Here is a 16,378-nt window from a genome sequence, read left to right on the forward strand (position 1 = left end):
CTCGGCCTGAACATCGGTTCGCTTCACGGCCACGCCGTCCACTGTGAACTGCATCTCCTGACCATAAAAGGAAATCCCCATGGACCGCAACTTCGCGCGGGCGCTTGCGCTCGTCTTGAAATCCGAGGGCGGCTGGTCGGACAATCCGGCCGATCCGGGCGGCGCTACGATGAAGGGCGTCACACTCGCCAACTTCCGCCGCTATGTGAAAGCCGACGCCAGCAAGGCCGATCTGCGCAAGATCGGGGATGACCAGGTTGCCACGGTTTACCGCCGCTTCTACTGGGATGCCGTGGCCGGCGCGGAACTGCCCGACGGCGTCGACTATGCCGTTTTCGACTTCGCCGTGAACAGCGGCCCGGGCAGGGCGGTCAAATACCTGCAGGCAACCCTGGGCATCTCCCAGGATGGCCGCATCGGGCCAGTCACGCTCGCCGCGGCCAGGGCAAGACCGGCCGGCGTCGTGATCGACCAGCTCTGCGATGCGCGGCTGGCGTTCCTGCAACGCTTGCCGACATGGGCGACATTCGGGCGCGGCTGGTCGGACCGGGTCAAGTCGGTGCGATCGCAGGCCTTGCTGATGTCGGCGCCGGCGGTTGTGTCCGCGCTGCCCGCAAAGCCGCCGCCGGAAGCGGCTCCGCCCAAGGCCGCGATGCCCGAGGGCAATGCGCCGGCGCCTGACAGTTCCGGCATGCCGATGGCCGCGAAGACAGGTGGGATCATCGCCGCCTGCCTGATCGTCGTCCTCGCCGCCTGGCGCCATATTGCTATCGCCCTTGGAGGGATGTTTTGACCATGGCCACCGTCACCCAGCCGACTATCCGTCCAACCAACAAGCTGACGGCTGCCACGATCGCTGCCGCGGCCATCTCTGTTTCCGGCGTCTTCGTGCGCAATGTCTGGCCTTCCTGGTACGACGCCGAGACATGGGCGACGCTTCTGCCGATCGCGGTCTTTGCCGTCGGCTACCTGGTGAAGGATGAGCCAAACCGATGAGCACGCTGCTTAATGTCCTGCTCACCAATCCGACCATCCTGGGCGTTGGTGCCGCCATACTGGCGGCATTCGGCTGGGGAGTTCGTCAGCGGCTGGCCGGCCAACGGGCGGAGCGCGTCCGACAGGCCGCCACCGAAGCCGAGGCGCGCGAGGTTGCCGACCAGGTCCAGAACGACATCGGTGCGCTGCCCGCCGCCACCGCCCGAAAGGAGCTCAAATCATGGGCAAGGGATTGATGCTCGCCTCCGCCGTGGCCGCGCTGGTTGGCTGTACCACCGCCAAGGGCGGATTTTGCGTGGTGTCTAGCCCGCTGCGCCTGTCGGCGGCCGCGATCAACGCGCTGTCGGATGCCGAGGTCAAGGCGTTGCTGGCGCACAACCGCAAGGGCGAAAGACTGTGCGGATGGAAGCCATGACCGTCATCTTCCTTCCGATGGGCTCGGTCCTGCTGCTTGGCGGCGTGACCATTTTCAGCGCTGGATCGATCTTCGGGTTTCTCGTTGCGAGGGCGGTGAAATGATGCACGATCTGTTCGACCTGCTCGGCATCAAGGGGCCGGTGGTTGCCGCCGGTCTTGCCGGCGGCGTCCTGCGGGCTTTGTCGCGTCATCGCTACAAGCTGCGCGAGATGGTGGCATCGCCAATCTGCGGCGCGCTCGCCGCGGCCTATCTGACGCTGCCCGTGGTCCAGTATGCCCACGCCACCGGGCTGCCGCTGGCCAGTGACGACACGACAACGCTGGCGGCGGCTTTCCTCATCGGCGTCTGCGCCATGTGGATCTCGGATATATTGTTCGAGGTGATCGTGCGGAAGTTCAGGCCAGCGGCGGAGGAATGATCCCGGGCCTTGCCCGACGTTGAGAATCCGCGGCTCGGTCGAGCCAAAGCCCGCCTTGGCTCGAGCCAAGGCGGGCTTTTTGCATTTGTGGCTCCCCGCTGGCTGTTGTTATATCCCAATGCAAGGCTGCCGGGTTCGTGGCGGCACTGGTCCGGCACGGGCTCGCGGATGCAGATTGAGAGATATGACGGGGACCGCGAGGCGCTGCTGCCGCTGTTTGCCCTTGCCGACGATTCTCACACGCAGATCTCCCGTTATGTCGAGCAGGGCGAAGTCCTGGTTGCTCGCGAGGGCGGCGAAATCGTCGGCCATGCGCAGATCATCGATACAGGCGATACCGGCGCCTTCGAACTCAAGAGCATCGCCGTCACTCAAGCGCGGCAAGGTGAGGGACTGGGCAGGCTTCTCGTGGCTGCGGCAATCACCCGCTGCCGCGAGCGCGGGGGCCAGCGCCTGATTGTCTCGACGGCAAGCTGCGACATTGGCAATCTGCGCTTCTACCAATTGTATGGCTTTCGGATGAGCCGGATCGTGCGGGACGCTTTCGGACTGTCGACCGGCTATCCCGAAGGTATGCTCGTGGATGGCATCACGCTGCGCGACCAGGTGGTCTTCGAATATGACCTCAGCGCCGATTGAGGATGGCGGATGCCCACCTGCGTTGCAGTGCCATTAGACTAGCGACAGCCATCGCAAGACTAGCGACAGCCATCGCAGACAATCAATAGCCCGCTCCGGTTCGCCGGGCGGCTATTTTGCGTTTCGGCCGGATATCTTGGCAAGTCCTAAGCCAGGATGTTGACGGCGCGGGCCGCGACCAGCGCGATCGTCAGCAGCGAGATCATGGCCTCGGCCATCATCAGCAGCTTGGCGCGTTGGGAGAGCGGCAATGTGTCGGTTGGCGAAAACGCGGTCGCATTGGTGAAGGCGAGGAAGAAATAGTCGACGAAGCCCGGCAGCCAGTCGCGGATTTCGCGGTCGCTCAGGGTCATTTGCGGAAACAGGAAATCGGCATGGGCGCGTGTGACGAGGCCGCAGGTCGGCGGCCCGCCACGGTCGGTGCTCCAGAACCACAAGGCAAAGACGATAACGTTGGTGACCCAGATATTGAGCGCGTCGACCAGCAGCGTCTGGCCGCTGGAGCCGGCATGGCCGGCCAGCAAGGCACGCACCAGAAGCGCCAGCGAGCCGCAATTCATGACGCTGACGAGGCCGGTCATCACCAGAGCCGCCCTGCGGATCATCACGCGAAACCGGCCAACCAGATACCAGTGCTCCTCCTCGACCGCTTTCTGGGTGGCGACCTGCGTCCAGGCGGTGGCTACGGACAGGGGTACGAGCAGGGCGGCCTCCAGCGCCGGCGCCAGCCAGCGGGGGCCGAACGAAAGATCGTTGATGACCAGAAGCTGCAGGCAGATGATGACAAGGACCGCCGCGCGCGCCAGCCAGAAGTCGAGCGCGCGGTGGTGGATGACGGCATGCTGGTGACGCATCGAGTATCCGGGATGTTCAAGTGGGATCAGTGTGCGGGCTGTTCTGCCCGGCGACGGCAGTGAGAGACCGTAGATCCCGCTCAATCTTGGTCTTGCAATGACCTGCAAGTATACTTTTTTGTAAGCTTTGATGTTTTGGGCTGTTCGGCAAACCAGGCGATGTGGTCTAAGCGCCGCATGGCGGGAATTGACGACTCCATCGATCGTTGGATGCCGGCAGGGCTGCCTGCCGTGGAACTGGACTCGTCGTCGGTCTGGTCCGCCCTGCTTCGGCACCCCTGGGGTTTGCTGGCGCTTTTGTGCCTGGCGCAGACCCTGTGCTGGACGGTGGTGCCAACACTCATCAATCCCGCACCGCCCGGTGATGTTGTGGAAGGCTTCATGTGGGGCCGCGAATGGGTGCTTTTAACCTACAAGCATCCGCAACTGCCCGGCTGGCTGCTCGAGACCAGTCATCTTCTGACCGGATCGTTCCGCTGGCCGCAATATCTGCTCGCTCAGCTGACGATTTCGGCCACCTTCGTCCTGGTCTATCTGCTGGCCCGCGACATGCTCGGACAACGGCGCGCGCTGGCTGCCGTGCTTTTGATGCCATCGATATATTTCTTCGGCTGGCCGACGCCGCAATTCAATCACGACTATGCGCAGATGCCGTTCTGGGCCGCGATCTGCTGGCTGTTGTGGCGCGCCGGCCGCGGCGACGGGCCAGGCTGGTGGCTGGCGCTCGGACTGGTGTCCGGCGTCGGGCTCTACGCCAAGTTCTCTACCGGCCTGCTGCTCGCCTTCGGCGCTCTCTGGCTGCTGTACGAGCCGCGCGCGCGCAGCCGGCTGGCGACACCCTGGCCATGGCTTGGCCTGGCCGTTTTTCTCGTGGTCGCCGCGCCGCTGGCCATCGCACTCTACCGCATGGATTTCCTGCCGTTGACCTATTTCGCCGACCGCGATGCGTGGGTGAGCGAGCACCGAGCGCGGCTCTACTATATCGGCGTCCAGATCGCCGGGCTTTCCGGCTTTCTCCTGGTGTTGGCGCTATCAGGGCTCTTGCGGCGCTCACCAGCCCCGCAAGAGCCGGTCGAGCGCGGCACGCTCGTCTATCTCCTATGGATGGGGCTTGGGCCCGCGGCGCTGGTCATGGTGGCCTCGCTGTTCACCGGCACCGGCGAGGCCTGGAGCGCGCCGATGTACAATCTTGTCGGTGTGGTCGCTCTGGCCTTTCTCGGTCACCGGCTCGGCGCCGTCGAGATGCGAAAGCTGGCGATCTGCGCCTTCATCTGCATCGTCACCATGTCGGGCGCCTATGCGGCAATCCGCTGGACGGACTGCAATTTGCGCGGGCGCATGGACGCCGTCTGCTGGCCCGCGCAGCCGATCTCGGACGAGGCCGAGGCAGTCTGGCACGCGGCGGCGCCCGGTCAGCTCGACATCGTCGGTGGCGACACCAATCTTGCCATGCTGGCGGGCCTCAATGCCTATGACAAGCCGTCGATCTTCACCGACCTCGATATGCGGTTCGCCCCCTGGATCACGAGGCAGCGGTTGCGCGACCATGGCATGCTGATGATTTGGCGGGGTCATGGCGTGCCGCCACAGTTGCGGGCATGGTTGGACAACATCCCGGTCAAGACGGTTCTTTTCAACTGGTCGCGCGAGGCGCCGCCGGTAGCGATCAGTTTTGCCGCCATTCCGCCTGGTACGCGATATCTGCCGGTTGCCGCCAGCAGCCGGACCCGGCATCCGCGCGTCTAACGCGGGCAGTGTCATGCGCCGGTTCGTTAGGGGGCGCCTTCCATCGGTATGACCGAATGGACGCTCGTCTGACTGGACGAACCGGGCGACAATGCCCATTTATGGGGATATCCAAATTTGTGGTCGCGCAATTCCTCGGGGAAAGCCGCTACACTTTTCCTGGGATTGCCTTTTGAGGAGACGTTACATGGCGACTTCGAGCGAACGTGCAGTGCTTGCCGGTGGCTGCTTCTGGGGCATGCAGGATCTGATCCGGCGCTTCCCGGGCGTCCTCGCCACCCGTGTCGGCTACAGCGGCGGCGACGTGCCGAACGCCACCTATCGCAATCATGGCACGCATGCCGAAGCCATCGAGATCACCTTCGATCCGGCGAAAATCGGCTTCCGCCAACTTCTGGAATTCTTCTTCCAGATCCACGATCCGACGACGCGCAACCGCCAGGGCAACGATGTCGGCATGAGCTATCGCTCGGCAATCTACTACACCAGCGAGGAGCAGAAGCGTGTGGCGGAGGACACCATCGCCGATGTCGATGCCTCCGGCCTGTGGCCCGGCAAGGTTGTCACCGAGCTCGCGCCGGTCGGTGCGTTCTGGGAGGCCGAGCCCGAGCACCAGGATTATCTGGAGAAATATCCCAACGGCTACACCTGCCATTTCATCAGGCCAGGCTGGAAACTGCCGGTTCGCGAAAAGGCAGTTTCATAAGATTTTTTGGCGGCGGGCAGAAGCTCCCGCTGGTTGCCACAAGACCATATCAATAGCGGCTGTTAACCACCGCCCGGCGGTTGACAGTTCGAATCGGCGCGAGGGGTGCCGCCGGCCCACTGAAATCGATGCGCATGGAAATCGCGGAACCTCAGTCCGCGATTTCCATGCGCGAAAACTATTTCCCGCAGTTGCTGTCGTTAACGGTCGGCGCGGTCGCATTGCCATTGGCATCCGTCTGCGCGCCCTGCGGATTGTTCGGGCAATTCTGGTCCGCGTTGGAATTCATGTCACCCGGCGCGATGGTCGTACTGTTGGTTGCGCCCGGATCGATTGTATTGGGCGAAGCAGGGGTAGCTGGGTCTACAGTGACCGACTTGCCGCTGCCGCCGAAGCCGCGAGGATTTTCATAAGCATGGTTTGTCTCCATTTCTATGAATTCGTCGCCAGAGCGGTTAACGGGCTTCGCGGAAGCAACTGACCGCTCTATCTCTTTGTTTTGACGCAATGCCGAAACCGCTTCACACTTTTCCTGCGATTGCGTCTGGTGGGACAACCCCTCGGCATTGCGAAGGTTCCAGACAATTTCCGAGCCGGCGGCACCCGGTTGCGTCTGCGCTGGCGCAATGCTTTTGGCGCAGCTTGCTGAAAAAACAGCTTCCCCAACCGATCGAATGGTGCTTTAACGCCGCCATCCACAGGGGTGCTCCGTACGGTCGGGGCTGAGACGGGGGCGGCAAGCCCACAGACCCTAGAAGCTGATCTGGGTAATACCAGCGGAGCGAGGCGGGCGATGTTTTCAGGTGCACAGGTTTCCCTATATCCAATGGCCGACGATTTTGTCGGCGTCATCCTGGGTGCGCTCGGCGCGCTCGATCCGTATCGCGCCAAGCTCAGGATCGAGACCGACGACATCTCGACGCTGCTGGTCGGGTCCCCCGAGGTGTTGTTCCCGGCGCTGCGCGACCTTTTCGTGGCTGCGTCCGGCAGCGGCAAGCATTGCGTGCTGTCGGCCACCATTTCGCGTGGCTGTCCGGGGGAGCCGGACGATCCGATCTGCCGCTCCGACACGTTCGGCGGACCCGCCGGGCCACTCGGACCACGCAAGCAAGCGGCCATCACCGCCGTGCGCGGCGCGCCCGCCACTGGGCAGCCAGCGGCGGCGCAGTTCTCGCTCTATGTGATGGGCACGGACGACCACATGGACGAGATCTATGGCTGCATCGATTTCCTGAAGCAGTCCGGTGTCTACGATCGCTCCAAGAATTTCTGCACCAAGCTGCGCGGCGATGCCGGCGCGATCTTCTCGGCGCTCGATGAAGCGTTCTGCCGCTTCGGACCAGGCGCCGGCCACGTAACACTCGACGTCACGGTTTCGGCCAACAGTCCCACTGCCGTCTGAACCGCTCGCGCCGAAGCGCGCGCCGTCAAGGTTATCCTCTCGTGGTTTCATCGTCATTCAACCCGCGTCAACTCGCGGGCTTCTTCGCCCAGGCAGCGCCGGCCGTGATAACGATCGGTCTGGTGCTCGTGGCTTGGGAACTCTACGCAAACCATTCCGGCGTCAAGCCGACGGTTCTGCCGGCGCCCTCGCGCGTCTTCGAACAGGCGATGCTCAATCGTGACGCGCTGCTCGACAATGCCATTCCCACCATGCGCGCCACGCTGATCGGTTTTGCCTGTTCGCTCAGCGCCGCCTTCGCGCTGTCGATGCTGGTCGACTTCTTCCAGCCTTTGCGGCGCGCGCTGTTTCCCGTGTTTATCGTCAGCCAGACTTTGCCGCTGGTCGCCATTGCGCCATTGGTGGTGCTTTGGTTCGGTTTCGGGCTGACGCCCAAGATCATGCTGGTGGCGCTGGTCACCTTCTTCCCGATGCTGGTGGCCCTCGTACAGGGCTACGAGGCGACCGAGGTCGAGATTGGCCAGATGCTGCGCGCCATGGGAGCAGGGCGCTGGCGGGTCTTCATGCTGGCACGGTTGCCTTCGGCGCTGCCGTATTTCTTCGCGGGCCTCAAGATCTCCATCACCTACGCCGTCGTCGGCGCCATCTTCGCCGAATATGCGGGCGCGGCCAAAGGGCTGGGCATCTACATGCTCAACGCCAAGAACAATTTCCGTCCCGACCTGGTGCTCGCCGCCGTCGGCGTCAGCGCCGCGCTCACCCTCGTCCTGTTCGGACTGACGGCGCTGCTCCAGCGTCTTGCCATGCCCTGGGAACAAGCCGCGGGCAGGCAAGCCGCCGGAAAAGGCCCGCAAGCATGAGCCGGCTCGAATTGCGGCATATGCGCAAGGCCTTTGGCGGGCTCGAAGTGCTCGCCGACATTTCACTGCGCGTGGATGCCGGCGAATTCGTCTCGATCCTTGGGCCTTCGGGTGCCGGCAAGTCGACGCTGTTCCAGCTTTTGACCGGCGCCGAGCATGGCGAGGGTGAGATGTTCTTCGACGGCGCGCCGCTCGATGATCACGGCAGGCATTTCGCCTTCATGCCGCAGCGCGACGCGCTGATGCCGTGGCGGCGCATCCTCGACAACACGACGCTGGGGCTCGAGGTGCAAGGCGTCGGCCGCAAGGAGGCGCGGACGCGGGTCGCGCCGCTGTTTGCCGAGTTCGGGCTCGCCGGCTTCGAGCGGCATTTTCCAGCGCAGCTTTCGGGCGGCATGCGCCAGCGCGCGGCGCTGCTGCGCACTGTCGTGCAGGAACGCGACATGTTGCTGCTCGACGAGCCGTTCGGCGCGCTCGATGCACTGACCCGGGCGGCCATGCAGCGCTGGCTCGAACAGATGTGGCGGCATCATCGCTGGACGGCGATGCTGATCACCCATGATGTGCGCGAAGCCGTGTTCCTGTCCGACCGCATCTATGTGCTGTCGGCGCGGCCGGCCCATGTCGTGCGCGAAATCAAGGTGCCACTGCCGCGCCCGCGTGATCCGACCAGCACCGCCACACGGCAGGCCGGGGCACTCGAGGCCGAAATCCTCGATATTTTGCTCAACCTCCAGCCATCCAAAGGACATGACCATGACTGACTTGACGCGCAGGCAAGCCCTGCTGCTTACCCTTGCCGGCAGCGTACCGCTGATCACCGGATCGAGCCGCTCCTTCGCGGCAACGCGGAAGGTTACCGTCGCGCTCGACTGGACGGTCAACACCAACCACATCGGGCTGTTCGTCGCCCGCGACAAGGGCTTTTATCGCGAGGCCGGCCTCGAGGTCGACATCCTGCCCTATAGCGATACCGGTGCCGGCACGCTTGTCGCCAACCGCGTCGCCGATTTCGGCATCAACGGCACCATCAGCCTGTTCACCCAGAGGACCGCTGGGGCCGACTTGAAGGGTGTCTATGCCGTCGTGCGGTCCGAGACAGGCCGGCTGGTGTTCAATGCGGCGCGCAGCGAGATCAAAAGTCCGAAGGATCTGGATGGCCTGACCTATGGCGGCTTCGGCAGTGCCTGGGAGAACGCACTGATTTCAACCATCATCCGGCATGATGGCGGCAAGGGCGATTTCGAGACGGTGACGCTCGGCACTTCCGCCTACGAGGCGCTGGCCAACGGCTCGGTCGACTTCACGCTCGAAGTGTCGACCTGGGAGGGCGTCGAAGCCGAACTCAAGGGCGTCAAGCAGCGCAGCTTCGTCTACGCCGACTATGGCGTCCCCGACGAGCACACGACGCTTATCTCTTCGAGCGAAGCCTATCTCCAGGCAAATCCCGACCTGGCGTCATCCTTCATCCAGGCAACGCGGCGCGGCTATCAGTTCGCGGTCGATCATCCGGAGGAGGCCGCCACGCTGCTGATCGCCGCCAACAAGGATGCCCTGAGCAATCCGGCGCTGATCCACGCCTCGATGAAGACACTGATCGAGGGGCACTATCTGCGCGGGCAAGACGGCACCATCGGCATCATGGATCCGGCCAAGATGGAAGCGATCGGCTCCTATCTCCTTGCTGCCGGCATCCTGCACGACGCCGATGGCAAGATCGTCGCGCAACGGCCCGATTTTGCGAAATATTTCAGCAATGTGTACCTCAGATAGGCATCAATGCGGAAACCGCGAAAGGATCGTCCGATGCTGGACGCCGGGATGTTGCCAAGGTTGCGGCCCCGACAAACCCCGGGGTGCCGCCCTCACCTTCGATCCGGTTTGATGCCGATCTGATCTTCTCGGTTAACGGCCCGGCAATGGTTGCGTGCGAGGGTCGCCCCGAGGGATCATCGGGATGCTTGCCTTGCTCATGTTAAAAAGCGACACACTTTCGCCTGCAGCAGATAACCGGTTTTTGTCCGCGGCCCGCAAGCGCGAGATTCTGCTCGACCTGCGCGAAGGTTTTTTTCGTGTCTGCGCCTTGGTGTGCGCGGGGCTGTTCGTCTATCGCGGCGTCTATCAGCTTATCGAGGATCCGACCCGGCTCAATGCCGCGCTGGTGGCGATTTCCGAGATACTCACCTTCACCTGGCTGCTTCTGTCGCGGCGTCCGGTGACGCGTGACTGGAATCCGCTGACGGTCATCGTTTCGGTGTCAGCCAGTTTTGGCGTTGCGTTGATCACCCTCCAACCAGGCATTGCACTCATCCCCCTTTATGTCGCCGCGCCGTTGCAGTTCATCGCACTGTTGTTCGTTATCTGGGGCAAGATCTCGCTGGGGCGCTCTTTTGCGATCCTGCCCGCCAATCGCGGTGTGATGACGGGCGGTGCCTATCGGCTGGTGCGGCATCCTATCTATGCCGGTTACCTCGCCGGCCATGTGCTCTACCTCCTGTCGGCCTTTTCCTTCCACAATCTCGCGGTCTATGCGGTAATTACCTATCTCCAGCTTTACCGCATCTTGCGCGAGGAGGCCTTGTTGGCCACCGTGGCGGAGTATCGCGCCTACATGGAACGCGTGCACTACAGGCTGTTCTATCGGCTATTCTGAGAGCAAGATCGCCAAGGCACTGTTGGCGGACCCATTTTTGGGCTGTTCAGGGGCGGGTCGCCTCAACATCGCCCAGTGAATCAAAGACTCCCGGCAAAAGCCAGGGTTGTCAGCAGTCCGAGCCCGCCGTCCAGGCGGGCTTTTCTGCGTTTCGGGGCTGAATGTTCCGCAGCTGCAATGGTCCGGCGGAACGCCAGCCCCCCTAAAACGTTCATACCTTGCAACATCCGAAATGGCGCGATGTTGAAACAGCGCGAAAGCGCGCATTCAGGAGCAGGGAAGGCCATGGGTCTAGGAACGATACTGATCATTATTCTAATCCTCGCGCTGCTCGGCGGCTTCAGCGGTCTCGGCGGTGGCCCGTTCTACGGAACCGGTTATTATGGTGGTGGCGGTCTCGGACTTGTGTTGCTCATCGTCATCATCCTTGTCGTTCTGGGACGCATTTAGCAGTTCGATCACGGCGGCAATCGCAATCGCGTGACCACGCTCACGTCGCCGGGCACCGGATTGTGATGCAAGCAAGCCGGCTTGTGATCCGGCATTCTGCGGGCCTCGCGTATGGTGATTGCGGTCCACACCCCCGTGGAAACAAGAGGAGAAGGTCCCACCCTTTCATCCTCCTCCAAGGCTCGCCCCGGCGTCCCCGGAGCGGGCTTTCCTTTTTCATCAAGGCGATTGCCTCGAAGTGCTGGCTCGCCGCAGGGTGACGCTGGGCCACCTGCGGTGAAGCGTCCGTCCGAGCCGATCGCTGACAGAGTTCACATAGCTGCGCGTGCCCTCGACGAGCCGCTCGGCGCGCTCGACAAGGCCTTGCGCTTCCATGCAGTCGGCTGTCATCGCCGGTTTCACAGATGTTCCACGTTGCAAAAAGTGTAGTAAGGCTGAAGCTGCCAATCTCCCCCCTCGTGGGGGAGATGCCCGGCAGGGCAGAGGGGGGCGCTGTCCCGCCATAAGGTTGGGTAGAGTCCGGAGCACACCGATGACTTTGGAACTGAGTGCGCTGGACAAATCCATGCTCGGCAGTGAGCAAGGCCCTTCGGTCGCCGCCGCCATGAAGATCCTGATCGCCTTTTCCAAAGCCGTCGGCGCCGGCAGCCTGCTCGACATCACCGGTGCCCATATCGATGGCTGCCTCTACCACGGCAAGGCAGGACTCGATTTCGTCGAACGGCTGGTCGAGCGCGGCGGCCGTGTGCGTGTCCCGACGACGCTGAATGTCGGCTCGTTCGACCTTATCCATCCCGGCATGGTGAAGATGCCCGTCGCGGAAGAAGTGCCGGCGCGGCGGTTGATGAAGGCGCATCTGGAGCTTGGCTGCCAGGCGACCTTCACCTGCGCGCCTTATCAGACCCGCTTCCGGCCTGAATTCGGCCAGCAGATCGCCTGGGGGGAATCCAACGCCATTGTCTTCGCCAATTCGGTGATCGGCGCGCGCACCAATCGCTATGGCGATTTCATCGATCTGTGCTGCGCCATGACCGGGCGCGCACCGGCCTGGGGTCTGCATCTGAGCGAAAACCGGCGCGGCCGTATCCTGTTCGAACTCGACATCGCCGGTTCAGAGCCGAGCGACAGTCTGTTTGTCGGCGTCGGACTGATTATCGGGCAAGCCTGTGGCGACCGCGTTCCGGTGATCGCGGGCCTGCCGAAACCGCGTGACGAGGATCAGCTGAAAGCGCTTGGTGCCGCGGCGGCAACGACAGGCGCGGTGGCGCTGTTCCATGCCGTCGGCATCACACCGGAGGCCGGAACCGTCGACGAGGCCTTTCAAGGCACGGTGCCCGAGGAGATTGTCCACATCAACCGTGCCGACATCGACCATGCGTTGTCCAGGCTGTCGATTGTGCCCGATGGCGCGCCGCTCCGTGCCGTGTCGCTGGGCACGCCGCATTTCTCGCATGACGAATGGACGCGCTTGCTGCCGCTGCTGCGTGCCGTCGCGCCTGACAGGGGCATTCCGATCTATGTCAACACGGGCCGCGCGACGCTGAGCCGGCTGCGGGAGGAAGGGTCGCTCGACGGCATGGAGGCGTTCGGCCTGATCCCGGTCGCCGACACCTGCACCTACGTCACCTCGATCCTCGAGCGGCTCGACGGCGTGGTGATGACCAATTCCGGCAAATGGGCGCATTACGCACCGGGCAATATCGGTGTGACCGTCGCCTTCGCCGATATGAAGGACTGCATCCAGTCCGCCGCGGCCGGCCATGTCGTGCGGGGTGCGTCATGACGCAGCCGATTGAAGTGAAGGTCGTTGAAAGAGCCGGGACATTCCAGCTGACCGGCGCCGCCGAAGGGGAGGCTTTGGTGTTTTCGCAGCCGCTCAGCTTCTGGGGCGGCATCGATGCCGAGACAGGTGAAATCATCGATCATTCGCATCCGGGTCTTGGCAACAACGTCGCCGGCAGGATCCTCGTCATGCCGAGCGGGCGCGGCTCGTCGTCGTCATCCTCAGTCTTGGCCGAAGCGATCCGTCGAGGCACGGCGCCCGCCGGCATTCTCTTGGAGCGGCCGGACTCGATCCTTGCCGTTGGCGCTATCGTCGCCGAGTTTCTCTACGGGATCAGCATGCCGCTGGTCGTGTGCGACATAGCCGGTATTGGTTCCGGCGAACGCATTGCGGTTGGTGTTCGCGAGGACGGTGGGGCGAGCGTGCGCAAGATCTGAGACTTGCCTCAAATCTCCGGGATGTTCTCCTTGAAGATCACCTGCAGCCTCGGCTGGTGCAGTTCATAGGGTAGGCCCCTGACCGCATGGGTCAGGATGTTGAGCGCCTCGCGGGCCTCGACGCGCGGATTCTGGTCGATGACCGCGTCGAGCGTGCCGTCGAGCAGCAGTTCCTTGGTGCCGTCCGTCGCCTCGTGGCCGAGGAAAACCATTGATTGCGCACGGCCGCGCTCCTTGAGCGCGCGCGCGATGCCGGTGTTGCCGGCGCCGACATTGTAAATCGCGGCAAGGTCGGGATGCCGTTCCAGAAGGGCCGACGCCTCCGAATAGGCCTTTTCGCGATCGTCGAGCATTTCGCGCATCTCGACGATCTCGAGATTGGGCGATTCCTCTGTCAATATGTGCCGGAAGCCCATCTCTCGTTCCTCATGGCCGCGATAGGAGAGCGAGCCGGCGAACAGCGCCACCTTGCCGGGGTGCCCAGAACCCATGAAACGGTTGAGCAGATAGCCGGCCAGCCGCCCGGCGGCGCGGTTGTCGATGCCGATATAGGCGACCCTCGGCACATGCAGGATGTCGGAGGCGATCGTCACCACCTTGACGTTGTTGGCCGACAGCGAGCGGATCGCCTCGCGCACCGTTGGATGGTCGAGCGCGATGACGCCGACGCCTTGCGTCTGGCCCCGCAGATCCTGCAGCAGGCGGGCGAGCCGGTCGGGATTGAAGCCCTCTATGCTGGCGATATGGACGTCGAGATCGGGGCGCGCCAGGGCCTGCGCCTCGATGTGGCGGTGCAGCATCTTGATGAAGGAATTGGTGCCCGCCGGCAGCGCGAAGTCGAGCCGGATGATCTCGCCGGGCATAGGTCGCAGCGACGCTCCGTTTGAGCTCTCGGCGATGTAGCCGAGGCGCTGCGCCATTTCGAGCACGACCTCGCGCGTGCGAGCCCGCACGCCGGGGCGGTTGTTGAGCACGCGGTCAACGGTGGCGGCGGAGACGCCGGCTTCCCGGGCTATGTCAGTCAGGGTGGAACGCACCGTCTTTCATCTCCTCAATGCATCAAGATCAAGCAATGCCGGCTGCAGGCCTGATGACGTCAGCCGCCTCGTTATCCGCGATTCTGATGGAAAATGATGTATCCGGCCTTAGCCGATGCGCAAGCCGTTGGGCTAAAATCGAGTCGCCCGGTACGATCATGCAGGGAAAGGAAACACATTTCCCATCAGATCGAGGCATCTGGAGAGGTATAGGAATCCCGGTATGGTGCATTTCCCTGCCTCATTGCCATGTTATGAGGTATTTTGATTATTTATGATGTTGACAGTCTTCCGATAGTGCCGTCAATATCCCTCATAGGCTCGTGGAGGAAACATTGGGCCTGAGGGAGGAATTCCAATGTCTGATCTGATCCGCATCTCGCGGCGCCGGTTGCTGGCGTCCGGAGGAAAGGCGGCGGTATTCGTAGCCGCCGCAGGTGTCGCACCGCAATTCATCCGTCCCGGCCGCGCTTATGCTGCCGATGCCCTGGCGCCCGGCATGATCGGTGGGCCGACCGGCTTCGACGGCGCCGAGCGTTATCAATACGGCCCCGACACGCCTGAGGGTCGCGCCGTCGAGGCCGCCAAGGCGCTGAAGGGCGCCGGCAAGGCGCCGGCCAAGATCGTGCTTGGCCTGTCGGACGGCTCGATCGGCCAGCTCACCCAGCCTTTCCCTGCCGGCGCGCCGTCGATCAAGGAGCTCTGGGAAAAGGAGACCGGCATCCCGATCGAGATCGTCGGCCTGCCGAACGGTCAGGAATTCACCAAGACCATGCAGGACATCTCCACCAAGGGTGGGGCCTACGATATCTATTCGACCGAGTGGAACCGCCTTGGCGATCTCGCCGAGACCGGCGGTATCGCCAAGCTCGACGATTTCGTCGCCCAGTATAAACCCGAGTGGGACGATCCCAAGACCGGCTATGTCGACGGCGCCAAAGGCGTGTCGCTGCTCAACAAATATCGCGGCTCGAACTATGGCGTGTCGCTGGACGGCGACTTCCAGACCTGGGTCTACCGCACCGATCTGTTCGGCGACGAAGCCGAGAAGAAGGCCTTCAAGGACAAATACGGCTATGATCTGGCGCCGCCGAAAACCTGGAAGCAGCACGGCGATATCGCTGCCTTCTTCCAGCGCCCGGACAAGGGCCTGTTCGGATCCACCGACCTGCGCAACCAGGGCTGGGGCTACACCAACTGGTACCAGCGCTATGTCTCGATGGCCTCGCCCAACCAGTTCCTGTTCGGCGACGACGGCAAGCCGCGGATCAATTCCGAACACGGCATCGCCGCCACCAACGAATATGTTGAATCGCTTGCCCATCATTCGCCGGACGCGATTTCATGGGGCTGGCCCGAGCAATACGGCAATTTCGCCAAGGGCGGTGCGGCGATGACCTGCGCCTTCTCCAACCTGCCGAAATTCCTCGACAATGCCGGCAACAAGGACTCCAAGGTCACCGGCAAGATCGGCTCGATGCTGCCGCCCGGCCGGGAGATCGACGGCAAGCTGATCAGCCGCTCCGTACTCTGGTTCTCACTGACCGGCATGGTCTCGTCGCAGTCGAAGAACCAGGAGGTCGCCTATCTCCTGCTGCAATGGCTGGGTTCGGCCCGCATCTATGCCTGGATGAGCGCCAACCCCGGCGGCTATCTCGATCCGTTCCGGCTTTCGGACTTTTCCGATCCGCTGGTGCGCCAGACCTATCATGCCTACCACATGGACGTTGTGCGCGAGACGGTCGCCCGCACGGTGCCAACCATCAACTATCCCGGCGCCACCGCCTTCCACAACGCGCTGGACGAAAACCTCATGGCCTCGCTGACCAAGGCCAAGACGTCGGAGCAGGCGATGGCCGACACGGAAGCCGAGTGGAAGAAGATCGCGCGGCGCATCGGCGAAGACAAATTGCTCGAAGCCATCAGGACCAACAAGGAGGCTTGGCCGACCGTTCTCGATCCGATCAGCTGATCCGTCT

General features: G+C 63.0%; 20 protein-coding genes and 1 riboswitch. Of the genes, 17 read left to right on the forward strand and 3 right to left on the reverse strand.

The window, feature by feature from the left end:
* Positions 1-79: 79 nt before the first annotated feature.
* From M653_RS0100415 to M653_RS0100445, 6 genes are all read left to right on the forward strand, one after another.
* Positions 80-793 (forward strand): glycosyl hydrolase 108 family protein, encoded by a 714-nt coding sequence (locus M653_RS0100415; protein ID WP_027141493.1) that lies wholly within the window; start codon positions 80-82, stop codon positions 791-793.
* A gap of 2 nt (positions 794-795) precedes the next feature.
* Positions 796-996, forward strand: coding sequence for a hypothetical protein (locus M653_RS0100420; protein WP_027141494.1), 201 nt, complete (start codon positions 796-798; stop codon positions 994-996).
* Positions 993-1,232: a hypothetical protein gene (locus M653_RS0100425; protein ID WP_027141495.1), complete on the forward strand. Its 240-nt coding sequence runs from the start codon at positions 993-995 to the stop codon at positions 1,230-1,232. Before M653_RS0100420 ends, M653_RS0100425 begins: the two co-directional genes overlap by 4 nt.
* Positions 1,217-1,411, forward strand: a complete 195-nt coding sequence (locus M653_RS0100430; RefSeq protein WP_027141496.1) for a hypothetical protein — start codon at positions 1,217-1,219, stop codon at positions 1,409-1,411. Before M653_RS0100425 ends, M653_RS0100430 begins: the two co-directional genes overlap by 16 nt.
* Before the next feature lie 103 nt (positions 1,412-1,514).
* Positions 1,515-1,832, forward strand: coding sequence for a hypothetical protein (locus M653_RS0100440; protein WP_027141497.1), 318 nt, complete (start codon positions 1,515-1,517; stop codon positions 1,830-1,832).
* A 9-nt stretch (positions 1,833-1,841) separates the two neighbouring features.
* Positions 1,842-2,471 (forward strand): GNAT family N-acetyltransferase, encoded by a 630-nt coding sequence (locus tag M653_RS0100445; RefSeq protein WP_245262032.1) that lies wholly within the window; start codon positions 1,842-1,844, stop codon positions 2,469-2,471.
* A 146-nt stretch (positions 2,472-2,617) separates the two neighbouring features.
* On the opposite strand, the gene M653_RS0100450 is transcribed toward M653_RS0100445, so the two are convergent.
* Positions 2,618-3,325: a hypothetical protein gene (locus tag M653_RS0100450; protein ID WP_027141499.1), complete on the reverse strand. Its 708-nt coding sequence runs from the start codon at positions 3,323-3,325 to the stop codon at positions 2,618-2,620.
* A 231-nt stretch (positions 3,326-3,556) separates the two neighbouring features.
* Here M653_RS0100450 and M653_RS0100455 point away from each other — a divergent pair, with 231 nt between their 5' ends.
* Positions 3,557-5,071, forward strand: coding sequence for a glycosyltransferase family 39 protein (locus M653_RS0100455; protein WP_245262033.1), 1,515 nt, complete (start codon positions 3,557-3,559; stop codon positions 5,069-5,071).
* A gap of 187 nt (positions 5,072-5,258) precedes the next feature.
* Positions 5,259-5,777 (forward strand): peptide-methionine (S)-S-oxide reductase MsrA, encoded by a 519-nt coding sequence (gene msrA / locus M653_RS0100460; RefSeq protein WP_027141501.1) that lies wholly within the window; start codon positions 5,259-5,261, stop codon positions 5,775-5,777.
* Between the two features lie 178 nt (positions 5,778-5,955).
* Here msrA and M653_RS01000000131900 read toward each other — a convergent pair whose 3' ends face one another.
* Positions 5,956-6,333: a hypothetical protein gene (locus tag M653_RS01000000131900; protein ID WP_245262034.1), complete on the reverse strand. Its 378-nt coding sequence runs from the start codon at positions 6,331-6,333 to the stop codon at positions 5,956-5,958.
* A 133-nt stretch (positions 6,334-6,466) separates the two neighbouring features.
* Positions 6,467-6,580: riboswitch (TPP riboswitch) on the forward strand.
* Between M653_RS01000000131900 and M653_RS0100470 the strand changes: the two genes are divergently transcribed.
* The 8 genes from M653_RS0100470 to M653_RS0100505 all read left to right on the forward strand — a co-directional run bounded on the left by M653_RS0100470 (position 6,571) and on the right by M653_RS0100505 (position 13,362).
* A complete protein-coding gene (locus M653_RS0100470) occupies positions 6,571-7,179 on the forward strand; it encodes a YkoF family thiamine/hydroxymethylpyrimidine-binding protein (RefSeq protein WP_027141502.1) in 609 nt (202 codons plus the stop codon). It overlaps the preceding riboswitch by 10 nt.
* A gap of 41 nt (positions 7,180-7,220) precedes the next feature.
* Positions 7,221-8,039, forward strand: a complete 819-nt coding sequence (locus M653_RS0100475) for an ABC transporter permease (protein WP_027141503.1) — start codon at positions 7,221-7,223, stop codon at positions 8,037-8,039.
* Positions 8,036-8,803, forward strand: a complete 768-nt coding sequence (locus M653_RS0100480) for an ABC transporter ATP-binding protein (RefSeq protein WP_027141504.1) — start codon at positions 8,036-8,038, stop codon at positions 8,801-8,803. The genes M653_RS0100475 and M653_RS0100480 overlap by 4 nt, the downstream gene beginning before the upstream one ends.
* Positions 8,796-9,812, forward strand: a complete 1,017-nt coding sequence (locus tag M653_RS0100485) for an ABC transporter substrate-binding protein (RefSeq protein WP_027141505.1) — start codon at positions 8,796-8,798, stop codon at positions 9,810-9,812. Before M653_RS0100480 ends, M653_RS0100485 begins: the two co-directional genes overlap by 8 nt.
* A gap of 244 nt (positions 9,813-10,056) precedes the next feature.
* The gene (locus M653_RS0100490; protein WP_245262035.1) at positions 10,057-10,692 is read left to right on the forward strand and encodes an isoprenylcysteine carboxylmethyltransferase family protein; all 636 of its coding nucleotides are present in this window, start codon (positions 10,057-10,059) and stop codon (positions 10,690-10,692) included.
* 285 nt (positions 10,693-10,977) lie between these two features.
* A complete protein-coding gene (locus tag M653_RS1000000135190) occupies positions 10,978-11,142 on the forward strand; it encodes a DUF3309 family protein (protein WP_023768317.1) in 165 nt (54 codons plus the stop codon).
* Between the two features lie 532 nt (positions 11,143-11,674).
* On the forward strand, positions 11,675-12,925 hold the full coding sequence (locus M653_RS0100500) for an aconitase X (RefSeq protein WP_027141507.1): 1,251 nt from the start codon (positions 11,675-11,677) through the stop codon (positions 12,923-12,925).
* Complete coding sequence (locus tag M653_RS0100505; protein WP_027141508.1) at positions 12,922-13,362, forward strand: DUF126 domain-containing protein; 441 nt, start codon at positions 12,922-12,924, stop codon at positions 13,360-13,362. Before M653_RS0100500 ends, M653_RS0100505 begins: the two co-directional genes overlap by 4 nt.
* An 8-nt stretch (positions 13,363-13,370) precedes the next feature.
* On the opposite strand, the gene M653_RS0100510 is transcribed toward M653_RS0100505, so the two are convergent.
* Positions 13,371-14,399 carry a LacI family DNA-binding transcriptional regulator gene (locus M653_RS0100510; protein ID WP_027141509.1) on the reverse strand — a complete coding sequence of 343 codons (1,029 nt, stop codon included), beginning with the start codon at positions 14,397-14,399 and terminating at the stop codon, positions 13,371-13,373.
* A gap of 358 nt (positions 14,400-14,757) precedes the next feature.
* On the opposite strand from M653_RS0100510, the gene M653_RS0100515 reads away from it, so the two are divergent.
* The gene (locus tag M653_RS0100515; protein WP_027141510.1) at positions 14,758-16,371 is read left to right on the forward strand and encodes an extracellular solute-binding protein; all 1,614 of its coding nucleotides are present in this window, start codon (positions 14,758-14,760) and stop codon (positions 16,369-16,371) included.
* Positions 16,372-16,378 lie beyond the last annotated feature (7 nt).

It is taken from the genome of Mesorhizobium sp. WSM3626, assembly GCF_000513935.1.
Lineage (GTDB): Bacteria > Pseudomonadota > Alphaproteobacteria > Rhizobiales > Rhizobiaceae > Mesorhizobium > Mesorhizobium salmacidum.

Excerpts from the sequence above, each read along its gene's own strand:
- M653_RS0100470 (WP_027141502.1), top strand. The coding sequence starts at position 6,571 with ATGTTTTCAGGTGCACAGGTTTCCCTATATCCAATGGCCGACGATTTT.
- M653_RS0100440 (WP_027141497.1), top strand. The coding sequence starts at position 1,515 with ATGCACGATCTGTTCGACCTGCTCGGCATCAAGGGGCCGGTGGTTGCC.
- M653_RS0100415 (WP_027141493.1), top strand. The coding sequence starts at position 80 with ATGGACCGCAACTTCGCGCGGGCGCTTGCGCTCGTCTTGAAATCCGAG.
- M653_RS0100500 (WP_027141507.1), top strand. The coding sequence starts at position 11,675 with ATGACTTTGGAACTGAGTGCGCTGGACAAATCCATGCTCGGCAGTGAG.
- M653_RS1000000135190 (WP_023768317.1), top strand. The coding sequence starts at position 10,978 with ATGGGTCTAGGAACGATACTGATCATTATTCTAATCCTCGCGCTGCTC.
- msrA (WP_027141501.1), top strand. The coding sequence starts at position 5,259 with ATGGCGACTTCGAGCGAACGTGCAGTGCTTGCCGGTGGCTGCTTCTGG.
- M653_RS0100430 (WP_027141496.1), top strand. The coding sequence starts at position 1,217 with ATGGGCAAGGGATTGATGCTCGCCTCCGCCGTGGCCGCGCTGGTTGGC.
- M653_RS0100515 (WP_027141510.1), top strand. The coding sequence starts at position 14,758 with ATGTCTGATCTGATCCGCATCTCGCGGCGCCGGTTGCTGGCGTCCGGA.
- M653_RS0100485 (WP_027141505.1), top strand. The coding sequence starts at position 8,796 with ATGACTGACTTGACGCGCAGGCAAGCCCTGCTGCTTACCCTTGCCGGC.
- M653_RS0100505 (WP_027141508.1), top strand. The coding sequence starts at position 12,922 with ATGACGCAGCCGATTGAAGTGAAGGTCGTTGAAAGAGCCGGGACATTC.
- M653_RS0100425 (WP_027141495.1), top strand. The coding sequence starts at position 993 with ATGAGCACGCTGCTTAATGTCCTGCTCACCAATCCGACCATCCTGGGC.
- M653_RS0100480 (WP_027141504.1), top strand. The coding sequence starts at position 8,036 with ATGAGCCGGCTCGAATTGCGGCATATGCGCAAGGCCTTTGGCGGGCTC.
- M653_RS0100450 (WP_027141499.1), bottom strand. The coding sequence starts at position 3,325 with ATGCGTCACCAGCATGCCGTCATCCACCACCGCGCGCTCGACTTCTGG.
- M653_RS0100420 (WP_027141494.1), top strand. The coding sequence starts at position 796 with ATGGCCACCGTCACCCAGCCGACTATCCGTCCAACCAACAAGCTGACG.